This window comes from Halomonas sp. A29, assembly GCF_046723295.1.
Classification (GTDB): Bacteria; Pseudomonadota; Gammaproteobacteria; order Pseudomonadales; family Halomonadaceae; genus Halomonas.
This window is the reverse complement of sequence record NZ_JAXQPR010000001.1, coordinates 244,324-265,626: the sequence shown is the minus strand read 5'-3', so window position 1 is coordinate 265,626 and position 21,303 is coordinate 244,324. Positions and strand designations below refer to the sequence as shown.

General features: G+C 62.9%; 20 protein-coding genes. 6 read left to right on the top strand and 14 right to left on the bottom strand.

Annotated elements, in window-relative coordinates; genetic code table 11:
* Positions 1–55 precede the first annotated feature (55 nt).
* The 3 genes from SPH52_RS01245 to SPH52_RS01235 form a co-directional block, all read right to left on the bottom strand.
* Entirely contained in the window at positions 56–2,020 is a 1,965-nt protein-coding gene (locus SPH52_RS01245; protein WP_411793176.1) for a tripartite tricarboxylate transporter permease, read from the bottom strand.
* 89 nt (positions 2,021–2,109) lie between these two features.
* Entirely contained in the window at positions 2,110–3,234 is a 1,125-nt protein-coding gene (locus SPH52_RS01240; RefSeq protein ID WP_411793175.1) for a Bug family tripartite tricarboxylate transporter substrate binding protein, read from the bottom strand.
* 58 nt (positions 3,235–3,292) lie between these two features.
* On the bottom strand, positions 3,293–4,426 hold the full coding sequence (locus tag SPH52_RS01235) for a 4-oxalomesaconate tautomerase (RefSeq protein WP_411793174.1): 1,134 nt from the start codon (positions 4,424–4,426) through the stop codon (positions 3,293–3,295).
* A 143-nt stretch (positions 4,427–4,569) separates the two neighbouring features.
* Between SPH52_RS01235 and SPH52_RS01230 the strand changes: the two genes are divergently transcribed.
* Entirely contained in the window at positions 4,570–5,478 is a 909-nt protein-coding gene (locus tag SPH52_RS01230; RefSeq protein WP_411793173.1) for a LysR substrate-binding domain-containing protein, read from the top strand.
* Between the two features lie 9 nt (positions 5,479–5,487).
* On the opposite strand, the gene SPH52_RS01225 is transcribed toward SPH52_RS01230, so the two are convergent.
* Complete coding sequence (locus SPH52_RS01225; RefSeq protein WP_411793172.1) at positions 5,488–6,360, bottom strand: helix-turn-helix domain-containing protein; 873 nt, start codon at positions 6,358–6,360, stop codon at positions 5,488–5,490.
* A 183-nt stretch (positions 6,361–6,543) separates the two neighbouring features.
* On the opposite strand from SPH52_RS01225, the gene SPH52_RS01220 reads away from it, so the two are divergent.
* The gene (locus SPH52_RS01220) at positions 6,544–7,470 is read left to right on the top strand and encodes a DMT family transporter (protein WP_411793171.1); all 927 of its coding nucleotides are present in this window, start codon (positions 6,544–6,546) and stop codon (positions 7,468–7,470) included.
* Between the two features lie 47 nt (positions 7,471–7,517).
* On the opposite strand, the gene SPH52_RS01215 is transcribed toward SPH52_RS01220, so the two are convergent.
* Both SPH52_RS01215 and SPH52_RS01210 read right to left on the bottom strand, forming a co-directional pair.
* Positions 7,518–8,537 (bottom strand): alpha/beta hydrolase, encoded by a 1,020-nt coding sequence (locus tag SPH52_RS01215; RefSeq protein WP_411793170.1) that lies wholly within the window; start codon positions 8,535–8,537, stop codon positions 7,518–7,520.
* Entirely contained in the window at positions 8,534–9,478 is a 945-nt protein-coding gene (locus SPH52_RS01210) for an MBL fold metallo-hydrolase (protein ID WP_411793169.1), read from the bottom strand. Before SPH52_RS01210 ends, SPH52_RS01215 begins: the two co-directional genes overlap by 4 nt.
* A 73-nt stretch (positions 9,479–9,551) precedes the next feature.
* Between SPH52_RS01210 and SPH52_RS01205 the strand changes: the two genes are divergently transcribed.
* Positions 9,552–10,481 (top strand): LysR family transcriptional regulator, encoded by a 930-nt coding sequence (locus tag SPH52_RS01205; RefSeq protein WP_411793168.1) that lies wholly within the window; start codon positions 9,552–9,554, stop codon positions 10,479–10,481.
* 6 nt (positions 10,482–10,487) lie between these two features.
* Here the strand turns inward: SPH52_RS01205 and SPH52_RS01200 are convergent, their stop codons facing one another.
* Positions 10,488–11,279: a helix-turn-helix transcriptional regulator gene (locus SPH52_RS01200; RefSeq protein ID WP_411793167.1), complete on the bottom strand. Its 792-nt coding sequence runs from the start codon at positions 11,277–11,279 to the stop codon at positions 10,488–10,490.
* Between the two features lie 108 nt (positions 11,280–11,387).
* Between SPH52_RS01200 and SPH52_RS01195 the strand changes: the two genes are divergently transcribed.
* Positions 11,388–12,974, top strand: coding sequence for an MFS transporter (locus SPH52_RS01195; protein ID WP_411793166.1), 1,587 nt, complete (start codon positions 11,388–11,390; stop codon positions 12,972–12,974).
* Here the strand turns inward: SPH52_RS01195 and SPH52_RS01190 are convergent.
* Positions 12,971–13,528, bottom strand: a complete 558-nt coding sequence (locus tag SPH52_RS01190) for a putative glycolipid-binding domain-containing protein (protein ID WP_411793165.1) — start codon at positions 13,526–13,528, stop codon at positions 12,971–12,973. The genes SPH52_RS01195 and SPH52_RS01190 overlap by 4 nt on opposite strands.
* Before the next feature lie 111 nt (positions 13,529–13,639).
* Positions 13,640–14,671, bottom strand: coding sequence for an aldo/keto reductase (locus SPH52_RS01185; RefSeq protein ID WP_411793164.1), 1,032 nt, complete (start codon positions 14,669–14,671; stop codon positions 13,640–13,642).
* A 100-nt stretch (positions 14,672–14,771) separates the two neighbouring features.
* On the opposite strand from SPH52_RS01185, the gene SPH52_RS01180 reads away from it, so the two are divergent.
* Positions 14,772–15,722, top strand: coding sequence for a LysR family transcriptional regulator (locus SPH52_RS01180; RefSeq protein WP_411793163.1), 951 nt, complete (start codon positions 14,772–14,774; stop codon positions 15,720–15,722).
* Here SPH52_RS01180 and SPH52_RS01175 read toward each other — a convergent pair.
* The gene (locus SPH52_RS01175; protein ID WP_411793162.1) at positions 15,719–16,336 is read right to left on the bottom strand and encodes a TetR/AcrR family transcriptional regulator; all 618 of its coding nucleotides are present in this window, start codon (positions 16,334–16,336) and stop codon (positions 15,719–15,721) included. The two genes, SPH52_RS01180 and SPH52_RS01175, sit on opposite strands and share 4 nt — an antisense overlap.
* Positions 16,337–16,449: 113 nt before the next feature.
* Here SPH52_RS01175 and SPH52_RS01170 point away from each other — a divergent pair, with 113 nt between their 5' ends.
* Entirely contained in the window at positions 16,450–17,190 is a 741-nt protein-coding gene (locus SPH52_RS01170) for an SDR family NAD(P)-dependent oxidoreductase (protein ID WP_411793161.1), read from the top strand.
* Between the two features lie 74 nt (positions 17,191–17,264).
* On the opposite strand, the gene SPH52_RS01165 is transcribed toward SPH52_RS01170, so the two are convergent.
* The 4 genes from SPH52_RS01165 to SPH52_RS01150 all read right to left on the bottom strand — a co-directional run bounded on the left by SPH52_RS01165 (position 17,265) and on the right by SPH52_RS01150 (position 21,275).
* The gene (locus SPH52_RS01165; protein WP_411793160.1) at positions 17,265–18,503 is read right to left on the bottom strand and encodes an MFS transporter; all 1,239 of its coding nucleotides are present in this window, start codon (positions 18,501–18,503) and stop codon (positions 17,265–17,267) included.
* Between the two features lie 47 nt (positions 18,504–18,550).
* On the bottom strand, positions 18,551–19,129 hold the full coding sequence (locus SPH52_RS01160) for an NADPH-dependent FMN reductase (protein WP_411793159.1): 579 nt from the start codon (positions 19,127–19,129) through the stop codon (positions 18,551–18,553).
* Between the two features lie 213 nt (positions 19,130–19,342).
* Positions 19,343–20,296 (bottom strand): LysR family transcriptional regulator, encoded by a 954-nt coding sequence (locus tag SPH52_RS01155; protein ID WP_411793158.1) that lies wholly within the window; start codon positions 20,294–20,296, stop codon positions 19,343–19,345.
* A 25-nt stretch (positions 20,297–20,321) separates the two neighbouring features.
* A complete protein-coding gene (locus tag SPH52_RS01150) occupies positions 20,322–21,275 on the bottom strand; it encodes a DUF4892 domain-containing protein (protein WP_411793157.1) in 954 nt (317 codons plus the stop codon).
* Positions 21,276–21,303: the final 28 nt, after the last annotated feature.

Genomic DNA, 21,303 nt, shown 5'->3' with positions numbered 1-21,303 from the left:
CGAAACGCCGCTTCTGAAGCGGCGGTTCGTTCGTGGGCGGATTTTGGGTTTCCCCTCAGCCGAACAGCAAGGGATCGACCAGTCCACTCGGGTAGGTCAGGGTCAGCAGTTTCGCCATGCTGACCAGGAAGACCGTCACCCCAGCAGACATGCCGATGGTTGCCCAGGGCTTGAGACGCGCAATGAACATCAGGAAAGCCAGGCAGAACAGCGTTGCGGTGGTGATGAAGCCGAGCGCCAGGATTGCGCCGACCAGGACGAAGAAACCTGCCAGCCAGACGACTTGCTGAAGCAGAGGCTGGTGTTGCCAGATTGGCCTGCGGACCAGGCTGCGCAGGATTTCCAGCAGACAGGCGATTCCCATGATCGCCAGGGCCAGGCGGGGCATGAGGCCGCCGAGCAGGCTGAGATCGGCGAGGTTGAACCAGCCATAGATGGCCATGCCCAGCAGAGCGGTGAAGATCACCAGGTCGATGCCGCCAATGGTGATAGGCCTGCTGCCGACCACAGGCGTTTCTCCAGCCGCAGGGGATTGCTCGGTATCGTTCGACCGGAGCTTGCGCCACAGCTGCCGAAACATGGGCAAGAACAGGGCGGCGAGAATCATGGCGCCGATGATCAGTACACCCGGGCGCATGAAGGCAGCGCTACCCTGGAACTGCACGGCCTGATAGAAGTAGGCTTCAGCGCCAGGGGCCAGCACGAAGCCGATCAGGAAAGCGGGACGTGACCAGCCGGCCTGTTTGAACAGCACGCCGAGGAGCCCGATCGCACCGAGGGCCAGCAGGTCGCCCGGTGAACGCGTGGCCTGGAAGGCCGCGAACATGATCAGCACCGTGATCAGGGGCGCCAGGATGACGAAGGGCACGCGGGTCAGGCTGGCGACCGGCCGGGCCAGGCCCAGGCAGAGCGCCGCACCGATGATGTTGGCCAGGGCCAGCGACCAGATGATGGTGTAGGTCAGGTCGAGATTGGTCTCGATCATGCTGATGCCGGGCTGCAGGCCGAGCAGCAGCAGGCCGCCGAGGAAGACGGCAGCGGTGCCCGAACCGGGCACGCCGAACAGCAGGGTGGGTACCATGGCGCCGCAGGCGCAGGCATTGTTGGCGGATTCCGGTGCGATGACGCCGCGGATGTCGCCTTGGCCAAACTGGGACTTGTCCTTGGCGCTCTGCACGGCATGGCCATAGGTCATCCAATCCACCACCGAGCCGGCGAGGCCGGGAATCGTACCCAGCAGGCTACCGATGCCTGCGCAGCGCGCCACGAGTCCACGATTCTTGCCGACATCCTGGATGCCCTGCCGCCAGCCCTTGCCGAGCCGAGCGGGCTCTCCGGCGATGGCCCCACGCTTGACCAGCAGGTCGATGATCTCGGGCAGCGCGAAGATCCCCAGACCGATGACCACCAGCGGTATGCCGTCGTAGAGATAGTCGATCTCGAAGTTGAGACGGAACTCCCCGGTGGCAGGGGCCATGCCGATGGTGCCGACCAAAAGACCCAGGCCGCAGGCGGCGAGTCCCTTGAGCAGGTCGCGTCCGGAGAGTACCGCGACCATTGACAGCCCGAGCAGGGTCAGCATGAAGAGCTCGGAGGAGGAGAACGACAGCACCACCGGTCGGGCGACCAGGATGAATCCCGTCAGCACGGCGGCGCCGATCAGGCCGCCGAGCATAGAGGCGAGGAAAGCACTGGACAGGGCACGTGCGGCCTGGCCGCGCTTGGCCAGGGCGAAGCCGTCTATGACGGTGGCCTGGGAGGCGCTGGAGCCGGGAATGCCCAGCAGCACCGAGGCGAAGGTATCGCCGGTGGGAATCACGGCGACAAGACCCATCAGCATGCCGAGGGCGACACTCGGTTCCATGCCGTAGAGGAAGGGCAGCAGCAATGCCATTCCCGCGATGCCACCGAGGCCGGGAATGATCCCGACCACCAGGCCGACCAGCACGCCCAGGACCATGTAGAGCAGATGATGCAGGGTGAACAGCTGCCCCAGGCTGGAGAGAAGGATATCGAACATGGATGCGGCTCTCGTGTTATTCGATGAGGGGAGCCCGGGGCATTGGTCCTAAACCCTGGGGTCCAAGGACCAACGCCCGATGACACGCGTCAGATGCTGGCGCCGTGCTTCGTTTTCAGCCAATCCGTGAGCCACTCGCGGGTAGCGTCATCCAGGGACATGGCGTCCTCTAGATGCTGCCGGACAATGTCGCCAACGATCGGGGTGTAGGGACCCAAATGAACCTCGGCCTCCTGCTTGAACTCCTCGGTATCGATGAACTCGAGGGCCGCTTCCCGGTAGGTCTCGACGAGTGCCTCGGGCGTGTCCTTGGGCACCATGATCAGCTTCTGCAGCGTGAAGCCCGATGCGAAGAATTTCTCGTAAGCGTCGTTGGCGGTACCGTTCGGAGCCTCGCCGTGGACCGCTTCATAGACCTCGCCAAAGGTGGGAAGGTCGGGGAACGCCGGGTCGCGTTCGATCTCCCCCTCGTCATTCAGTACGCCGAGCGAGAAGAGCGGGACGGCGCGGCCCGACTCCACTAGGGGGGCCACACTGCTCAGATAGGCGGAGGTGGTCTGGAAATCGATGTCCGCTTCGCCGCGCTCGAAGGCCAGGCGACCCTCGCCACGGCTCTGCATGCCGGAGACGGCCTGCACCTCGACGCCCAGCATGTCGAGGGCAATCAATATCGGCAGCTCGAGTCCGGTGTGGCTTTGCACCGCCAGCTTGACCGGCTTTTCCAGCAGACTGGCAAGCGCGCTCTCGCTGTCCTCACCCAGGCTGGCCTGGGCGTAGACGACGCCGCCGGTTGGGGTCGCCAGGATAGGTGTCCAGTCGGCGTAGTCGTAGCGTACCCGCCTGTCCCCCAGCATGGCGGGATACTGGGTCGAAGCGGAGGCGCCCAGCCAATCGCTACCGTTGTTCTTGGCGCGCATGGCGAAGAGGTTGGAGCCGTTGATGGATCCACCACCCGGCACATTGTCGATCATGATGGTCGGCTGGCCAGGGATGTGCTCGCTGAGCCAGGGGGCGAAGAAGCGGGCCCAGACATCGGTGCCACCACCGACGCCGAAGGGAACGGTCCACTTGATGGTGCCGGGCACATCCACGTTCTGTGCTTGTACGGGGGCGGTGGCCGTCAAACCGAGCCCGGCGATTGCCAGGCCAAGGGCGGCGACTTTTTTCAGGCGACCGAGCGAAGTGCGTGATGTCGTGGTCCTGTAGAGGGTCATGGCATGCTCCTGGGTTATTGTCGTTAGCGGGTGGCAAGACACCCAGTGGTCGCGATGATCAATTGGCCTGCATCGCAGGGATTGTCTCACCGGGTGGCGTGGAAGCGGTGTAGAAGATCGTGCCACTCATGATCTTTCTGGCGGTACGAATCAGTGACACGCGCGCGATATCGCTGGCATTGCCTTGGCGGTGCTCGACGTCGAGGTCGATGAAGCCGGAGGGATGTTCCAGTCTCACCCGTGCCAGACACTCTCCCTCGGACATCCGCCCGCTTTCGACTGCGATGCGGTGGGCGATGGTGCCGGGAACGCTGACCGCCGAGGCGACGGCAATGGCACCTGTGACGGCGATGGCTTTGTGGCAGCGGTGGGGTACGAAGTACCGCGTACGCAGGGTGCTGGCGTTGTCACGCGCTGCGGAGATCAGCACCGGCTTGGGTAAGACACTGTTGCTGACATCGCCCAGCCCCATGCTCCGTCCTGCCTTGCGGCGAATGCTTTCGAGACGCTCGAGAAAGGCGCTATTTCCATCCAGTTCGGCGGGGGACTCATCTCCGCCCAGGCCGAGGTCTGCAGCGTCGAGCATGATGATCGGCGTCGCCGCGTCGAGGCAGGTAACGTCGACACCTTCGATCGAGTCGCACGCCTTTCCGGTCGGCAGCAACATGCCGGTCTTGGCGCCAACGATATCCAGGAAGCTGAGTTGAATGCCGGCGGCACTTCCGGGCACGCCGCTGATAGACGTATTGCCCTCATAGCTGACCTGGCGGCCCGGCGTTGGTACGTGACACTCAATCAGGCGCTGGGTGTTGAGGTTGCGTACCCGTACGACGGTCCTGCCGTCCTGGGGCTCCACCAGGCCCGTCTCGATCGCGTAGGGACCGACCGCCGAGAGCATGTTGCCGCAGTTCGGGGTGAAGTCGACGCGGCGATTGAGGATATCGACCTGGGCAAACAGGTAGTCGACATCGGCGCCGGCATGGGAGGAGCGCTCCACGATGGCGATTTTGCTGGTCAGGGGGTCCCCGCCGCCGATGCCGTCGATCTGCAGGGCGTGGCCCGATCCCATCAGGCTAAGCAGAATTTCGGCTTGGGCGTCCTGGCCGCTGGGAAGGTCGCTCATGCGCAGGAAAGGTCCTCGGGAGGTGCCGCCGCGCATGATCATGCAGGGAATGCTGTTTATCATCGTCATGCCACATCGCGTTGGGAAGTCGTGATGCGAGCATGTCAGCGGTCAATTGATGCTTCAAATGCAAATAATCATAGTGATTGATGCGTATTTAGGATTAATGCGTTATGCTTATCAATGCCTATGTGTCATGCAAGAGTGCATAAATGCTACATCGCCTGGAATTTCTTGATCTTCAAGCATTTATACTGGTCACAGAGCTGGGTTCTTTCCATGAGGCTGCGCAACGTCTGCATCTTTCTCAGCCGGCTTTATCGCGACGCATTCAGAAGCTCGAGGAGCTTTTGGAAGTCGAGTTGCTTGAACGAACCACGCGAAGAACGCAGCTGACGCCGATCGGGGCGGATTTTTTGCCACGCGCCAGACGCATGATCGAAGAATACGAGTCATCGATTCTGAACATACGAGAGCTGGCAACGCACCAGAAGGGCACGGTCACAATCGCCTGCTTGCCCACCGCCGCCTTTTACTTCCTGCCAAGCGTGATTCGTGGTTTCAGCGAGGCCTGGCCGGGGATCCGCATCCGCATCCTCGACGTCAGCGCCAACGAGGGGCTGCAGCGGGTCATCAATGGCGAGGCCGACTTCGGCATCAACATGTTCAGCGCACAAAGCCCCGAGGTCTCCTTCACGCCATTGTTACGAGATCCCTTCGTGCTGGCCCTGAGATCCGACCATCCGCTGGCGGCAAAGGAGAGCATCGAATGGGCGGATCTCGAGCAGGTCAGATTGATCACCGTCAGTCGCGATAGCGGCAATCGCACCTTGCTGGACAATGCCCTCTCCGCCGAAGGCATCCGGCTGAACAGCTTCTACGAGGTTCAGCACCTTTCCACCTCGCTTGGCCTGGTCGAATCCGGGTTGGGCGTGGCGATCCTGCCCAAGATGACGATGCCCGGCCCGGACCATGACACGCTCTGCTCACGTGAGCTTCCCGAACCTCGAATCCAGCGAACCATCGGCCTGGTCAGAAGCAGTTCGCACAGTATCTCCAGCACAGCCCAGTTGTTTATCGATATGCTGCTTGAGCATTGGGGGAATTCCATGCACTCCTGAAAAAAACCGTTATCGGTTTCTCGACTCCCTCAGTCGCGAGGGGGCGATGCCCTTGGCCTGACGAAAGCGACTGGCCAGGTGGCTCGAGGAGCTGAAGCCGCAAGCCAGGGCGATCTCGGCCAGCGGTAACGTTGTGTCGTGTAGCAGTGTCTCGGCCTGTGCCAGTCTGCGTTGGAGCACGTACTGGTGGGGGGATAGTCCCTGGCTCTGCTTGAACATGCGAGCGAAGTGATACTCGCTGAGCTGGACTTGTGCAGCCAGCTCGGCGAGGGGTAGCGGCTGGTCCAGGTGGGCCTCGATATAGTCGAGCACCTGCCGCAGGCGGTAGGGTGCCAGCCCTCCGCGGGGGCACGGAAGAGCTCGTTGGCGCTGGCTGTAGGATCTGAGCAGATGCACGAGTAGCAGGGTGACGGCGCTGTCTAGAGCCAGGCGGTCGGCCCGCTCCTGCCAGTCGAGGGTAAGCAGCCACTGACGATACAGGCTCGCGATCAGAGGGTCATCGGCGAAGGTCTTCTCATCCAACAGCAGGCCGGAGGCGTCCATGTCCCAGACCCGTTCGGCCAGCCCCGCCAAGTGCTTGTCGGTGAAATAGAGGTGAACGAACTCAAGAGGGCCACGGAGATCCCAAGTGGATTCATGCTGGCCCGGCATCAGGCAGAAACGATCAGGGGCGCCGCCGTTGTGCCAACCGCCTGGGGTTTTACGGTAGGACTCATAGCCATCGGCCACGTAGAGGCTCAGGGTGTGGTGGGCCGGCTTGTCGAGCGCGATGTAGTCATTGTTGTTGTACCACTGGGATAGACCGGTTCCTCCATCGAGTTGGGCGGCGCGCTTCAATTGGGCATTGTGTTGCCCCAGGCGCTCGAAGACATGGTACTGCATGGCCCCTTCTCCTTCGGCCGCTGACCGCTGGGCTCGATAGTAACTGGCCGCTTGTGGTGGGCCAAGCGAAGAGCGGTAAGAACGCAAAAAGCGCAAGAATCAAATGACCGGCGCAAGAAGCTGGATGCCGGCTGCCTGCCGAGAGACGCACACTTGGTTGATCGAATACCGAGGAGTGCGATCATGAACCTGTTGCTTTATGCGACCACCGTGCTGATCTGGGGCACCACCTGGATCGCCATTGCCCTGCAAGTCGGTGAGGTGCCAGTGATGCTGTCGGTATTCTATCGCTTCGCTCTGGCCGCCGGCGTGTTGCTGCTGTGGCTGTCGGCCAGGGGGCGGCTGCATCGGCTAGGTGCGAGCGATCATCTTTTCTGCGCTTTGCAGGGCCTGTGTGTGTTCTGCCTCAACTTTTATTTCTTCTATACCGCCTCCGCTTATATCACCAGCGGCCTGATTGCGGTGGTGTTCTCCATGGCGGTACTGTTCAACGCCGTCAATGGCGTGTTCTTCTTTCGCCAAACGATCACGCCGCGTCTGCTGCTGGCGACCTCTTTGGGCCTGGCCGGGATGGTCTGCCTATTCTGGCCGGACATCTACCATGGTGGACTGGATGCCAGCGTGCTGTTCGGCTTGGGCTGTGCGCTGGTGGGAACCTATGGTTTCTCCCTTGGCAATATGCTCAGCTTGCGCCATCAGCGGCGCGGACTGGACCTGCTTTCCACAAACGCCTACGCCATGGGCTATGGAGCCGTGATCATGCTGGCGCTAGTCGTGGTCAGCGGTACGCCTTTCGTGGTGGACACCTCACCCACCTATATGGGTGCCTTACTCTATCTTGCCATCTTTGGTTCGGTGATCGGCTTCGGTGTCTATTTCGCCTTGGTGGGCCGGATCGGCCCCGGCCCGGCGGCCTATGCGACCCTGCTGTTTCCCCTGGTGGCCCTGGGTATCTCCACTCTGGTGGAGGGCTACCAGTGGACGCCGCATGCCTTGGTAGGACTGATTACGATCCTGGCCGGGAATGGAGTGATGTTCTACAAGTCGCGCTCCAAGCCGGCGGAGAAAGAGGCGAGAGTCGCGGCAGTGCAGTGTGCTCGTACGCCATGAGGTTCCTCGGCGAGGCGAGGAGCAGCGGAATATTGCTTTGCCCAGAGCTAACCGACTGTCCCAGCGGTGCTCCAGGATGATTCCCTGAGTGGATGAAGGGGTTCCTTCAAGAAGCCAATAATGGCATCGAAGGCCTGCCAGCGGCCCGGCTCCATCAGAATCATGTGGGTACCCTCGCCGATCTCGACCCAGCGCCGGTAGGCGGCGTTATCGAGGCGCTTGAACAGATCCTGGATCATGTCGATTCGCACGTCTTGGTCCCATTCGGCGCGAACGAGCAGTACCGGTGCGGTGATCGCGCTCGGGTCATAGAGTGGGCGGTTGGCGAGCCAATGCTCGCGGACATCCTGGATGGCACCACCCGGTGCCCGGATGGCACCAGGTTCGGCAGCATTCGGGTCGGTGGCCTTGGTGACAGCCGACCACCGTTCGAACCAGCTCGGTGGCAGCACGGCCTCGTGCCGGTCGCCTGGTACGCCTGCCAGCCACGCCTCGCGAAAGGCGTCGACAGGTATCGGACGCCACGCTGTCAGCGGCTGTCCTGCATCGATGCGCAGTGGGCGATTCGACAGCCACAGCGGTGCCACCAGCACCAGCTTTTCGATGTATTTGCCATGCCGTTCGGCATAAATGCCGGCGACCGAACCGCCCCAGGACATGGCGACGACGCTGAGACGTTCGATGTCATTCTCGGCGAGAACATGCTCGACCGCCGAGGCGAGGTCGCGTGCTGCGACCCGTGCCGACGTCAGCGGTGGTGAGATATCGGGCGGAGCCGCCATTTCGGCCGGGCGGGTCGAACCACCATAGCCGCGAGCATCCACCGCCCACACGTCGAATCCGGCCGTGGCCAGCACGTCCATGAACGATGCGCCATCCACAGGAACGTCGAACAGGCTCTCGCTGGGGAAAGTGGCGCCGTGCATCAGCATCAGCGTATTGCTCGAGTTGGCGCGGCCCATGTCGGATCGGCGTCTGCGACGTAGCTGCAAGCGGATGTCTGCGGTGTCACTGTCGATCAGGTAAGTGTCGCTAAGCAGTGCGACAGTCGAAGCGTTGGCGTTCATGACCGGACTCCTTGAATGAATTGCCAATCGAAACCGTGAGCCTGGCGTCTGACTCTGCCGACGGAGCTGTCGCCGAAGTGAGTGGTGAAGACCAAGGCATCGAGTTCGGCAGCCAGGCGCATGGCCCTGTGGCGGGAGCGTTGCGCCGCCTGTGGGAATTCGCAGTAAACGGAATTGATCTCGGGGCGCCGAAACTGGAGTGGGTGATGCATGATGTCACCCCAGAACAAGGCGGTCTCACCTCGGGAGGTGAGGGAGATGGAGGCGTGGTCGATGCTGTGGCCAGGTGTGGAATGGAAGCAGAAGCCCTCGATCACGGTGTTGTCGATCACGATGCGCTGATCCAGACCGGCCGCCACGATTGGCATGACGCTATCTTCGAAGACACCGTCGAGCGGCTCGTGACGCGGTGTGCCCATTCCTGTCTGTCGCTGGATCGATGCCACTCCCTCCCGCTCCCGGGAAAGGGCCAGGTTGTATGCATATTCGCGTTCGGAAAAGATGTAGCGCGCATTGGGGAAGGTCGGTACCCAGAGCCCACCCTGTAGTCTGGTGTTCCAGCCGACATGGTCGGCGTGAAGATGGGTGAGCAGGACGAAGTCCACCGCGTCAGGCGAGACGTCGACCGCCTGTAGCCGTTCCAGGAAGGGCTCTTCAAGTTGGTGGAACAACGGAGCTGTCGGGCGCTGCTTGTCGTTTCCGGTGGCGGTATCGATCAGTACGGTATGAGTCGGGGTCTGGACCACCCAGGCGTGGATGCTTTGCCGAAGCAGGCCGCGCTCGAAATCGAAGCTTTGTTCGCCCCAATGAGTGGCATCGCCGTTCAGCGCCTGTATATCGCCTTCAGGGAAGAGCTGAGAAGCATCGACTGTATCAAGAACTAACTCAGGCACCTTGATGATTCGCGCATCGCCGACGAGAAAGGTTTCCGGAGGCGTCATGGTTCTTTCCTGTTGACTGGTGACGGAAGTCAGCGTACTTCTTGGCTTGTCATTAACCAAATCGATTCAAAGAATGCAGTCAATCGACCATTTCGATCTGCGAAGTTTCGACCTGAACCTCCTGATTGCCTTTGACGCGATGATGCGCGAGAGAAGCGTGACCCGGGCGGCAGAAAGACTGAAGATTCGTCAGCCAGCCATGAGCCACAATCTGTCGCTGTTGAGGACGTTGTTTCAGGACGAACTGTTCGTGCGTGTAGGGACGGTCATGCAACCGACCGTGCGCGCTCTAACGCTGGCCGAGCCGGTGGCGCAGGCGCTCGGAATGATGCAGTCGGTCATTCATGCCAGGTCGGAGTTCGACCCAACGACCGACCAACGCATCTTCCGGATGGGGTTCTCAAGCGAGGTGGAGCTGCTGCTGATGCCGGAGCTCGCTTCGCGATTGCGTCAGCGGGCCCCAGGGGTAAAGCTCCATGGCCGTCCGGTGCAGCAGCGTGATGTCTACCGGATGCTGGACGATCGCATTCTGGACTTGGCTGTCGGCTGTTTTGACAGCCAGGCGAGACGTTATCGTCAGCAGTTGCTGTTCGAGCAATCGCTGAGCTGCGTTTTCCATCCCGACCAGATGGCGTTCGAAGGATCGATTCCCTTGAAAGATTACCTGAGCCTGCCACATGCCTTGGTCAGTCTCAGTGAGAGTTTGCACGGCTGTCTCGAATCGGCACTCGATGCGATAGGTGACGAACTCAACGTGGTCGCGACTTCGTCGGAATTCCTCGGCGTGCTGGGCATGGTCGCGAATGCGCCGCTGATTGCCACGCTGCCAACCCGGATGGCTAGACGCTACGGTAAGGCATTCGGCCTGCATGTGGTCCCGGTACCGATGACGCTCACGTTGCCCGACGTGTCCATGGTGTGGACGGTTCAGGAGGACAACCATCCTGCGTCGCAGTGGCTGAGGGCCGAAATAGAAGACATCTTGGGCAGGATGTCGCCATGAGGGCAGTCAGTGACAGTTGAAGTAAACCACCATCCTGAGATGCCGATGCTCGTCCACCAGCAGCATGGCGTGTTCGTACTCCCTCGGGGTTGAGTCGGCGTCGACGAGCGTGCCGATGCCGTAGCGGTAGGCTTCATGGTTGGGCTGTTCCCACCAGCGGCGAAAGTCCGGCGACAGCTTGGCGAGCGCTTCTGTCAGCTCCTGCATGGCGGGGTCCTCGGGTGCGGCGGCCAGGTCGCAGCGGAACTGGGCGAGAAGGCGAGGGGCGTCCTGGCGCCAGTCGGGCAGCTTCCTGCGTAGCGCAGGATCGGCGAACAACAGGCGCATCATGTTGCGCTCACCGGTCTCCCTGTCGCTGAAGCCGAACAGACCATCGGCCACGGTATTCCAGGCGATGACGTCCCAGCGCAAGTTCATCACATAGGCGGGCCTCGGCATGTCGTCCATCAGCGTTTGTACCAGGGGCGGAATTTCCTGCCACTGGTAGGCCTCCACCGGTGGCGGGCGGCGGTGGGCGAGCAGGAACAGATGGCAGCACTCAGCATCGTCGAGCTTGAGGGCTTTTGAAACGCTGAGCAGGAAGCTCTCCGAAACGTTGATGTCGCGCCCCTGCTCGAACCAGGTGTACCAAGTCAGTCCCACGCCGGCGAGGGTGGCCACTTCCTCGCGGCGCAGCCCCGGGGTGCGCCGTCGTCCGGTGCTGGGCAGGCCGACGTCGGCCGGCGTCAGCTTGTTGCGATGATGAACCAGGAAGTCGGTGAGTTCGCTGCGGGTTCGGTCGAGGCTGCGTCCGCCCATGTCATTAACCTATGCAATTACTACTGGTAATAGGATAAGTGGCTATATTGTACCCCTATTAAGATAGGCCAAGACTACCATGCCAACCCTATGGAAAGGAGGCACGGCATGGTTTCCCTCAATGAAGCGTCAGGCTCGCGGTTCACCCGGCAGCAGGCGGGTATCAAGGAGTGGGCCGGCCTGGCGGTATTGGCACTGCCTACGGCACTGCTCGGCCTCGATGTCACCATTCTCTATCTGGCGCTGCCCGCCCTGGCGGCGGATCTGCAGCCGAGCAGTACGCAGGCGCTGTGGATCATGGATGCCTACGGCTTCATGATCGCGGGCTTTCTGATCACCATGGGTACCCTGGGCGACCGCATCGGCCGTCGCCGGCTGCTGATGATCGGCGCCGTGGCCTTCGGTGTCACGTCGGTGATCGCCGCCTATTCCACCAGTGCCGCCATGCTGATTGCGGCCCGTGCAGTGCTGGGGGTGGCCGGTGCGACGCTGATGCCGTCGACCCTGGCGCTGATCAGCAACATGTTCGGCGATGTGCGTCAGCGCGCCTTGGCCATCGGCGTGTGGGCCACCATGTTCGCCCTGGGCATGGCGCTGGGGCCGGTAGTCGGCGGCGTGTTATTGGAGCGCTTCTGGTGGGGTTCCGCCTTCCTGGTGGCGGTGCCCGTGGTGGCTGTTCTGCTGATTGCGGCGCCGATATTGCTGCCGGAGTATCGTGCGAAGCGCAGTGGCCCGCTGGATTTCCTCAGCGTAGCGCTTTCGCTGGCCGCCGTGCTGCCGGCAGTCTATGGCGTGAAGGAGCTGGCCAAGCTGGGGCTCGAACCCGTTCCGGTACTGGCGTTGGTGCTGGGTGCGCTGATGGCGCTTGTCTTCGTGCGCCGGCAGCAGCAATTGGACGACCCGCTGCTCGATATGCGGCTGTTCGGCAGCCGTACGTTCAGTGCCGCGCTGGTGGTGCTGCTGGTGGGCTTGGTCGGCGTCTCTGGTGTGATGTTGCTGGTGACCCAATACCTGCAGCTGGTGGCGGGGCTCACACCGCTGGCGGCGGGGCTGTGGATGGGGCCGCCGGCGCTGATGATGGTGCTGGCAGGCATTCTGGCGCCGCTGATTGCCCGGCGTATTCGTCCCGGTTACGTGGTGGGCGCCGCCTTGGCACTTTCGACGCTTGGCTACTGGCTGCTGGCCAGCGTCGAAGTGAATTCCAGCGGAGTGGGTATGGCGATAGCCGGGTTCTCGCTGGTCTATCTCGGCCTGGGTACCATCGCTGCCCTGGGCACCGACCTGGTCGTGGGCGCGGCACCGGCGGAGAAGGCAGGCTCGGCCTCGGCCATGTCGGAGATGGTGCAGGAGCTTGGCGTTGCGCTGGGCGTGGCGCTGCTGGGTAGCCTGGCAACCTTCGTCTATCGCGCGCAGGTCAGCGCGACGATGGCCGATGGCGAAGCCGCCGAGGTGGCGGGCGTCGTGGAGGAGAGCCTGTGGGCCACCGTTTCGGCTGGCGAAAGCCTTCCTGCAGGCCTGTTGTTGGAGGCCCAGCAGGCCTTCACCGCGGGGCTGAACGTGACCGCCACCGTGGGTGGTATTGCCATCCTGGTACTGGCGGTGATCTCCATCGTCAGCCTGCGCCATGTCGGCGCTATCGGTGGAGAAGCTCAGGAGCAACCGGACGAGAAAGGCGAGTCCTGCTCGCTCTGCTAGGTCTGAGTCCCATTCAAGGTCTCGAACAGACCTTCATAGTCGACGACGAGAAGATCGTCGTCGACATTCAGGTCGGCCTCGAAGCCCTTGGCGATGCCCAGGTCCGTGTATCGCCAACGGTTCTTGCCAAGAGCCGTATAGCGCTGACGGGACGGCAACAATTGAAGGGAGGGCAGGTCTACGTAGAGTGTGGTGAGTTCGCCCGAGCCTTGGAGCCGGCACATGGCCAGCGTGTTGCAGAACGGTGTCGCCGACAGGTCCATTTCCTCGCACTCGGCGAGATCAGGTCGCAGCCGGCCATTCACTCGCCAGCCCTCGTCGCTGCGCTCGACCAGCAGGGTCTCGACCGTCGGGCTTGCGAGGTGCAACTCCAGGCGGTGGGTACGCCAGTCGCGGTCGAGTTGCCAGAGGTAGGACAAGCCGAATGCCTCCGCTCCGGCGTGCACGACCGTGGACAGGGCCAGGAAGCCTCCGTCGTCCGGCTGGACATGCAAGACCTCCAAGCCCGGCTCATCCAGTCGACGCCACTTGCGGGTTATCGGTAACGCTAACATGTCGGTACCTCCTCCTTGCCTTCCAACGGATCGCACGGGCCTCAACCCCGGCCTGCGGTCGTATCGCTGCAGCCGCTCCCTCCAGCCTCGGTGACCAGGGCCGAGCGGCGCTCATACGAGAGGGGGGGTGCGCTCGGCGAACTGACCGTTCCAGTAAGGGTAGTAGGGATAGGGTGGCGTCACGCGGCTGGCTTCGTCGAGCCTCCTTGTCTGCTCCTCGTCGAGTTGCCATCCGGTAGCCCCCAGGTTGCCTCGCAGTTGGGTCTCGTTGCGTGCGCCGATCAACACGCTGGATACGGTGGGTCGTCCGAGTAGCCAGTTAAGGGCAATCTGGGGAATCGACCTGCCCGTTTCCTCGGCGATGCCATCGAGCGCATCGACGATCCGGTACAGGCGTTCGTTGTCCACCGGCGGTGCGAAGCCGGCGGTTTCATGCAGTCGGCTATGGCCGGGAAGCGGGTGACCGCGTCGAATCTTGCCGGTCAAGCGCCCCCAGCCGAGCGGACTCCAGACGATCGCCCCCAGGCCCTGATCTTGTCCCAGCGGCATCAGCTCCCACTCGTAGTCGCGTCCGACCAGTGAGTAGTAGGCCTGGTTGGCGACGAAGCGGGAATAGCCGTAGCGTTCGGCCACTGCCTGGGATTTCATGATCTGCCAGCCGGAGAAGTTCGAGACGCCGAGATAGCGCACCTTGCCGGCGCGGACCAGTTCGTCCAGCGTTGCCATCACACTCTCCACCGGCGTCATGGCGTCGAAGTGATGCAGCTGCAGGATATCGATATGGTCGGTATCGAGCCGCTTCAGCGCCTGGTCCGTCGCCTTGAGCAGGTGGTGGCGAGAGGCGCCGACATCATTCGGCTCGTCGCCCATGCGCAGCGTCAGCTTGGTGGAGAGAACGACGCGATCCCGCCTGCCCTTGATGGCGGCCCCGAGAATCGACTCGGAAGCGCCATCGGAGTAGACATCGGCGGTATCGAACAGATTGACCCCGGCGTCGAGGCAGATGTCGATGAGGCGGGCCGCCTCCTTGACGTCGGTGTTGCCCCAGGCGCTGAACAGTGGGCCTTTGCCGCCGAAGGTGCCCGCGCCCAGCCCGAGTGACGATACCTTGAAGCCGGATTGGCCTAGAAAGCGATACTCCATGGCTCAGCTCCTGTCAGTTGGAATGTAGGCGGAGCATAGAACGTTGTGCTTTCAAGATAAGCAGGCTAAAAGGGCAAAGACTTTCAACAAAGAATTTAAAATGAGTCGAATCGACGATCTTTCCCTGTTCCTGCGCATTCTCGACCTGGGGTCTATCAGCGAAGCGGCACGCAGCCTGGATCTCTCCGCGGCCGTTGCCAGCCAGCGCTTGAAGCGCCTCGAGCGGGAGCTCGGTGTGCGACTCCTGCAGCGCACCACACGGCAACTAAGACCGACGGCGGAGGGCCGCAGCCTGGCTGAACAAGGCCGGGAAGCGGTGGAGGACCTCGAGGCGCTAATGGGTGGGCTGCACCGGTCGACGCGCGAGGTCGCCGGGACCTTGCGCCTGACCTTGCCTCCCACCTTTGGCCGCCTCTATGTATCGCCGTTGTTGCCCGATTTCCTGAGTCGCCATCCCAAACTGCGACTTGACCTCGATCTGTCCGATCAGCGCCGGGACATCGTGGGCTTCGGGTTCGATCTGGCCATTCGCATAGGTTCGCTGGCCGATTCCAGCCTGGTGGCTCGCCGGCTGGCCGCGAATCGCCGCGTGCTGTGCGCTTCTCCCGATTATCTGAAACGCCACGGCATTCCGCGCACGCCTGAGGAGTTGACCCGACACGAATGCCTACTGTTGACCGACGGCGAGGGGGAATCCGGCATCTGGCGACTGCGTGATGCCAGCGGCGAGAATGTGAGCGTCAAGGTGGGGGGACGCATCCGCAGCAGCCAGGGCGAGCTCCTGCGCGACGCCGCCGTGGCGGGGCTGGGCATCGTGCAGCATTCCACCTGGCATGTGTGCGACGACCTGAGGGCCGGCCGGCTGCAGTGGATTCTCCCTGACCATGCGCCGCCCGAGACGGGCATTCACGCGATCATGCCGCAGCGGCGCCTGGTGCCCCCCAGGGTGCGGGCCTTCCTCGACTTTCTCGTCGAACGGTGGGAGCCGGTTCCGCCCTGGGAGCGCCATGCAAATGCCGTCAGGAGCAAGCCAGGCCGCTCCAGGCGCTAGGCTTCGTGTGCAACGTCGATGAGAGCTTCCCAGCCCGCCATGGCGCAGTCGGCAATGGCCTGCAGCGTTTCTCGTGAAGCGCCGTCGCGGGCCTGAATCGACATGCCGTGCTGCAGGGTGACGTAATAATTGGCGATTGCCCGGCAGTTGGTCGATGTGGGCAGTTCGCCTTCCTCGACGGCACGTTTCAGGCGGCGCTCCAGCAGGCAGCCGTTTGCCTGGCGATGCGCCTTCAAGGCATCGCACACTTGATCATTGGCGCCCTGCATCTGTGGGGCGGCAAGCACGATCATGCAGCCCCGTGGAGCAGGGCCACGCGTGAAGGCCTCGGCCGTGGCGTGCAGCACTTGCTCGATGGCGGTACGTGCCGTCGGCGCCGTCTCCACCTTTTCCCAGATACCGCTGCCTTCCGAGCGTACGTAGAGTGCCACCGCTTCCTGAAACAGTGCCTCCTTGCTGCCGAAGGTGGCGTAGAGGCTGGGGGCGTTGATGCCCATGGCCCGGGTCAGGTCGGCAAGCGAGGCGCTGTCGTAGCCCTGGGCCCAGAACACTTCCATGGCACGGCGCAGGGCCTCTTCCCTGTCGAAGCCGCGGGGTCTGCCACGCGGGGGCATGCTCCACTCCTTTTTGTATCGATAACTACAAAATATCTTGACAGAGATGCGCATGTCTAGTCATCTTATTTATGTATCGATCACTACATAAATCACCTGAATGGAGGCGAGACATGCAGCGACTCAGCGGAAAGGCAGCAATGGTCAGCGGTGGCAGCCGTGGAATAGGGGCCGCCATTGCCCGGCGCCTGGCGGAGGAAGGGGCAGCAGTGGCGGTGACCTACGTCAACGGCGAGGCCCAGGCGCAGTCGGTGGTGGACGAGATCGTGTCGGCGGGTGGGCGGGCAGTGGCGATTCGCGCCGACAATCGTGACGCCGCGGCGCTCGAGGCCGCCGTCGAGCGGACGGTAGCCGAGCTGGGCGGGCTCGATATCCTGGTCAACAACGCGGGCATCTTCCTGTCCGGGACGATAGAGGAAGTGACGCTTGAAGAGCTGGATCGCACCATCGCGATCAACCTGCGGGCGCCGGTGGTGGCTGCCATGGCGGCGGTGGGACATATGCCGGAGGGCGGTCGCATCATCACCATCGGCAGCAATCTGGCCCAGCGTGTTCCCTGGCCCGGCATCAGCCTGTACGCCATGAGCAAGGCGGGCCTGGTGGGGCTGACCAAGGGGCTGGCGCGGGACCTCGGACCGCGCGGCATCAACGTCAACATCGTGCACCCGGGTTCCACCGATACCGACATGAACCCCGCCGACGGCGAACTCTCCGACGCCCAGCGCGGGCTCATGGCTATCCCCCGCTACAACAAGGCCGGCGACGTGGCCGGTCTGGTGGCCTGGCTGGCGGGGCCGGAAGGGCGCTCGGTGACAGGTGCCGAGTTCACCATCGACGGCGGTGCCAATATCTGAATTTGGCTACGTTGGCGATCGTCGCAAGCGCCAGCCTTCGCGCCATGGGGATGGCGCAGCCTGCGCTTGCTCGGTCATGGTTGAACACCTTCCCCTGCGGGTTGGCGCTCGGATGTTGTCCTCTTCTTGTAGGCCGAGCGCGCCAGCAGGACGGCGGCGACCGAGACGAGCGCCATGGCGACCGCCACGCTCGTCCAGCCGAGACTTGCGGCCAGCGCGCCCCCGGCGGCCGGGCCGACCAGCATCCCGACATTGTTGCCCTGCATGGCGAGGCCCAGCGTCGCTCCCACAAGCTCGGGGCGCGGCGCGAAGCGGGGCACGCTATCCATCAGGACGACCGGGATCAGGCCGGCCATGAAAGCGAACAGCACCGCGAAGATGGCGATCGCGATCCAGGAAAGATCGGCAGCCAGCACGCCGAAACCGAACAGCGTCATCACGAGAAAGCCCGCCGCCAGCACATGAAGTGGCTGGCGGCCCGAAGCGAGCAGGAAGCCGGCGGCGAGATTGCCAATACCACTTGCTGCGATGGCGATGGCTGAGACCGTGCTGGCCAGTTCCGGGCCGAGCTCGAACCGTTCCGTGAGCAGTGAGGGCAGGAAGCCGAACACCACGAAGAAGGCAGCCGAGAAGGCGGCGAAGATAGTGGCGAGCGCCCATGGCCCGGGTGCGACGAGCGCCTGCTTCAGTTGCGAGCCGATACGTTGGACGTGAGCAGTCGCCACCTTCTGCGATGGGATGGCGAAGACGAAGAAGACAGCATAGGCGAGCAGGATCGCCGAGTTGAGCAGCCAGAAGCCACGCCATTCGAGCAGGGTCAGGAGTGGCGCGGCGAGCATCACCACGGTCATCCCTACCGGCATGACCGTGGCCCAGACCGCGATAGCGCGATCCTGTATCCCCCTGGCAACGATGGCGAAGATCATCGTGGGTCCGGCCACAAAAACCGACATGAAGCCCAACCCCTCGATGACACGAGAGAGCATCAGCAGTTCGACGCCGGTCGAAACGCCACCGAGTCCTGCGCCGAGCGCCTGAAGCGCCAGCCCGCCCACCACCATGCGCTTGGTGTCGATCCGGTCGGCCGCCATTCCCACAGGCGCCCCGACGATGGCCCCGACGATCGCGAAGGCCGATATGAGCCACGAGACGACGACGAGACTGAGGTCGAGATCGAGCTGGACGGTGCCGAGCGCCATCGGCGCCTTGCCAACCTGAAAGGCGGAGACCACGCCTGCGCCGGCGATGATGAAGACCGTGCTCCATCCCGCCTGCCGCGGCGGGTTCGATTGGGAGTATTGCGTTGCGGGCATTGTCGTGCGCTCCGTCTGTTAGTGCTGTGACTTTCTCCCCACCGTGCCTATGCCGAGACCGTGTAGGGCACGGCGTGGCGTGCGGTGCGCAGCGCCTTGGCCCACCATTTGAGTTGATGCAGCATCGTGTTCGCCGCTGCGGCACAGCCGGTCGGATTGCGTGGCTGGCCGTCCTCGTCGAACTGGTCCCACGGGTTCTGAAAGCTGACCGTGTCGCGCAGGGTAACGGCATGAAGCTCGGGCATGACGCCGCGCAAGTGCTCGACCGCGCGCACGCCGGCCGCGAAACCGCCATAGGCTACGAAGCCGACCGGCTTGGCTCGCCACTCTTCGTAGCCGAGGTCGATCGCCTGCTTCAGCGAAGCCGGATAGCTGTGGTTGTATTCCGGCACGACCATCACGAAGGCGTCGGCCGCGTCGAGCCGTGCGGTGTATGCCTTGAGGTCGTTATCCAGCTCTGCGGGAAGGATCGCGGGGAGGTTGAGGTCGGCCAGGTCGATGTAATCGACCTCGAACTCCTGGCTGTCCTTCACATGGTTCAGGAACCACTTGCCGATCGTCGGTGCGAAGCGGCCTTCACGATTGCTACCGACGATGATCGCGAGGCGGATGGGCGTGTCATTCATGATTTTTTCTTCCTCGTTGGTTGCCTCAGGGCAATGGAGTGCCGTGCCCGCCGGAACGAAGCTCTGGCGGGGAACGTGTGGTCGATGTCGGGATGAAGGAGTCTGTGCGCTCAGGTGCGCGGTGCTTCCGTAGGAGTTTTATGCCACAGCTTGGTGATTCACGGGACTGACAAAAGATGGATCATCCTGATCTATCCGATTGGACTGTAGCCATCAGTCAACCAGGCGATCCTGGGCCGCAGCTATTGCATCGATCTCCAACGAACAGCTCGGTAGGGCGTCCAGCAGCGCCTTGCGGAAGGCGGTGCCCGCCGGGCCGAGAGGCCGGTCGGTGCGGCGAGCAAGATAGGTTTGCGTCGTTGATTCGCCGCCCTTGGTGAAGGCTGCGACCGGAAGCCGAACGAGATCACCCTCGTGCAGCTCGCGTTCGATCATCCATATCGGGAGGCTGCCCCAGCCGACTCCCGACAGGATCAGCGTCTTCTTCGTAAGGTTGTCTGCCACCCGCCAGCGCGACGGCGACACCACGCCATAGTCGCGCTTGCCGGTGAGCGCAGACGGATCTTCGCCAACCACCTGGATGTGATCGGCGAGCGTCGTCGTGCTGAGTGGTGTATCGACCGCCTGCGCGAGTGGATGGCTTCGCGCGACAACGGCGGCACGTCTGACTGTCATCAGCGCTTCCAACTCAATTGCCGGATTGATCAGGTCGATTCCGCTGATCGCCAGATCGCATTCACCTTCCAGCAACGCTTCAAACGATGATCCAAGCGGCTTCGAGAGCATGCGAAAGGTGACCGTGGGATAGGTTTCGCAAAGCGCGTTGAGGGCGCGTCCCAGGACCGGCAACGGGAACTGCGGGTCGAGTGCCACGGTGATCTCCAGTTCCACGCCTTGGCCCAGCCCTCGCGCCCGCGCGCGTACCGCGTCGACCTTGATCAACAGAGCCCTGATATCTGCCAGAAGTGACGCCCCGGAGAGGGTGAGCTGTGGCCTGTGACCGGAACGATCGAAGAGCTCCACCTCAAGCTGCGCTTCGAGATTGCCAATCGCATGGCTGATCGCCGACTGCACCCGCGACAGCCGCATCGCCGCCGCGCGAAAGCTGCCGGTCTCGGCGACGGTGACGAAGACGCGCATCTGATCGAGCGTCAGGCCGTCCAGCATGTTCGATTCCTCCGATTCATTCTTCTTACTGCAAGACCAGCTCGACCCTACGGTTCTGGGCGCGACCGGCCTCATTGCCATTGCTGGCGATAGGCGCCAGCGAAGCCACGCCGCGGGCGTCCAGCCGGGCGACGTCGATGCCGTCGAGAGTGCCCAGGGCTTCGACGACGGCATTGGCGCGCCGCTGCGAGAGCTCGAGGTTGTAGTCGAGGCTGCCCTGGTTGTCGGTGTGGCCGACGATGTAGACGGCCAGCTCCGGTGCGCTGCGCAGCAGCTCGGCCATCTGTTCGAGGGCTTCGGCCGACTCCGCCTCGATGGTGGCGCTGTCGGTGGCGAAGAAGATGCCATCGACGATTACGCTGCCATCGGTATCGAGGGCAGCCTGCAGGGCGCCGGCATCCTTGACGCTGACTTGGCCGAGCTGAAGCGGCTCGCTCTCGACCACCAACTGGCGGACCAGCGTGCGGTCATTCGACCGGTCTTCCATGATGTAGAGGAAGACGTGGGCCGTACCATGTTCGTCGGCACGCATCGCCAGCAGCGCACGGGAGTTGTCATTGAATGCGGCGCGATCGAAGGCTGATGGGAAAACCACTCCCTCGTTGATCACGTAGCGGCTGAATCCTCTCCCGCACTGGGTAGGCCCGGCACAGCTGAAGAGGATGTCGAAATTTCCCTCCACCAGGGTGGCTTCATAGTTCCGGGCGACTTCGAGAGCGGTATGCTCGACGGGGAGTCGATAGCCGATACGGGTCACACGGCCTTCGAGTTCGAGTGGGTTGTCGACCGCTCTGGCATCCGCGATTGGGCCACTGGGCAGCGTCACGGCATCGTAGTTGGCGGCCTGGTAGGCGCTGATGGTGGCATCGCCGAAGCGGCCGAGTAGCGGATGGTCGGCGGAGCCCTCGATATCGGCCATGGCGGGCGTCGAGCAGGTAAGCAGCAGTGCGGCGAGATGGGTCAGTCGCTTCAGTTCCATCTGATGTTTCCCGATTGTCGTTATTGTT

Excerpts from the sequence above, each read along its gene's own strand:
- SPH52_RS01185 (WP_411793164.1), bottom strand. The coding sequence starts at position 14,671 with ATGGAGTATCGCTTTCTAGGCCAATCCGGCTTCAAGGTATCGTCACTC.
- SPH52_RS01155 (WP_411793158.1), bottom strand. The coding sequence starts at position 20,296 with ATGCTGGACGGCCTGACGCTCGATCAGATGCGCGTCTTCGTCACCGTC.
- SPH52_RS01175 (WP_411793162.1), bottom strand. The coding sequence starts at position 16,336 with ATGCCCCCGCGTGGCAGACCCCGCGGCTTCGACAGGGAAGAGGCCCTG.
- SPH52_RS01235 (WP_411793174.1), bottom strand. The coding sequence starts at position 4,426 with ATGACGATGATAAACAGCATTCCCTGCATGATCATGCGCGGCGGCACC.
- SPH52_RS01210 (WP_411793169.1), bottom strand. The coding sequence starts at position 9,478 with ATGACGCCTCCGGAAACCTTTCTCGTCGGCGATGCGCGAATCATCAAG.
- SPH52_RS01190 (WP_411793165.1), bottom strand. The coding sequence starts at position 13,528 with ATGTTAGCGTTACCGATAACCCGCAAGTGGCGTCGACTGGATGAGCCG.
- SPH52_RS01200 (WP_411793167.1), bottom strand. The coding sequence starts at position 11,279 with ATGGGCGGACGCAGCCTCGACCGAACCCGCAGCGAACTCACCGACTTC.
- SPH52_RS01170 (WP_411793161.1), top strand. The coding sequence starts at position 16,450 with ATGCAGCGACTCAGCGGAAAGGCAGCAATGGTCAGCGGTGGCAGCCGT.
- SPH52_RS01215 (WP_411793170.1), bottom strand. The coding sequence starts at position 8,537 with ATGAACGCCAACGCTTCGACTGTCGCACTGCTTAGCGACACTTACCTG.
- SPH52_RS01180 (WP_411793163.1), top strand. The coding sequence starts at position 14,772 with ATGAGTCGAATCGACGATCTTTCCCTGTTCCTGCGCATTCTCGACCTG.
- SPH52_RS01240 (WP_411793175.1), bottom strand. The coding sequence starts at position 3,234 with ATGACCCTCTACAGGACCACGACATCACGCACTTCGCTCGGTCGCCTG.
- SPH52_RS01150 (WP_411793157.1), bottom strand. The coding sequence starts at position 21,275 with ATGGAACTGAAGCGACTGACCCATCTCGCCGCACTGCTGCTTACCTGC.
- SPH52_RS01160 (WP_411793159.1), bottom strand. The coding sequence starts at position 19,129 with ATGAATGACACGCCCATCCGCCTCGCGATCATCGTCGGTAGCAATCGT.
- SPH52_RS01225 (WP_411793172.1), bottom strand. The coding sequence starts at position 6,360 with ATGCAGTACCATGTCTTCGAGCGCCTGGGGCAACACAATGCCCAATTG.
- SPH52_RS01205 (WP_411793168.1), top strand. The coding sequence starts at position 9,552 with ATGCAGTCAATCGACCATTTCGATCTGCGAAGTTTCGACCTGAACCTC.
- SPH52_RS01245 (WP_411793176.1), bottom strand. The coding sequence starts at position 2,020 with ATGTTCGATATCCTTCTCTCCAGCCTGGGGCAGCTGTTCACCCTGCAT.
- SPH52_RS01165 (WP_411793160.1), bottom strand. The coding sequence starts at position 18,503 with ATGCCCGCAACGCAATACTCCCAATCGAACCCGCCGCGGCAGGCGGGA.
- SPH52_RS01220 (WP_411793171.1), top strand. The coding sequence starts at position 6,544 with ATGAACCTGTTGCTTTATGCGACCACCGTGCTGATCTGGGGCACCACC.
- SPH52_RS01195 (WP_411793166.1), top strand. The coding sequence starts at position 11,388 with ATGGTTTCCCTCAATGAAGCGTCAGGCTCGCGGTTCACCCGGCAGCAG.
- SPH52_RS01230 (WP_411793173.1), top strand. The coding sequence starts at position 4,570 with ATGCTACATCGCCTGGAATTTCTTGATCTTCAAGCATTTATACTGGTC.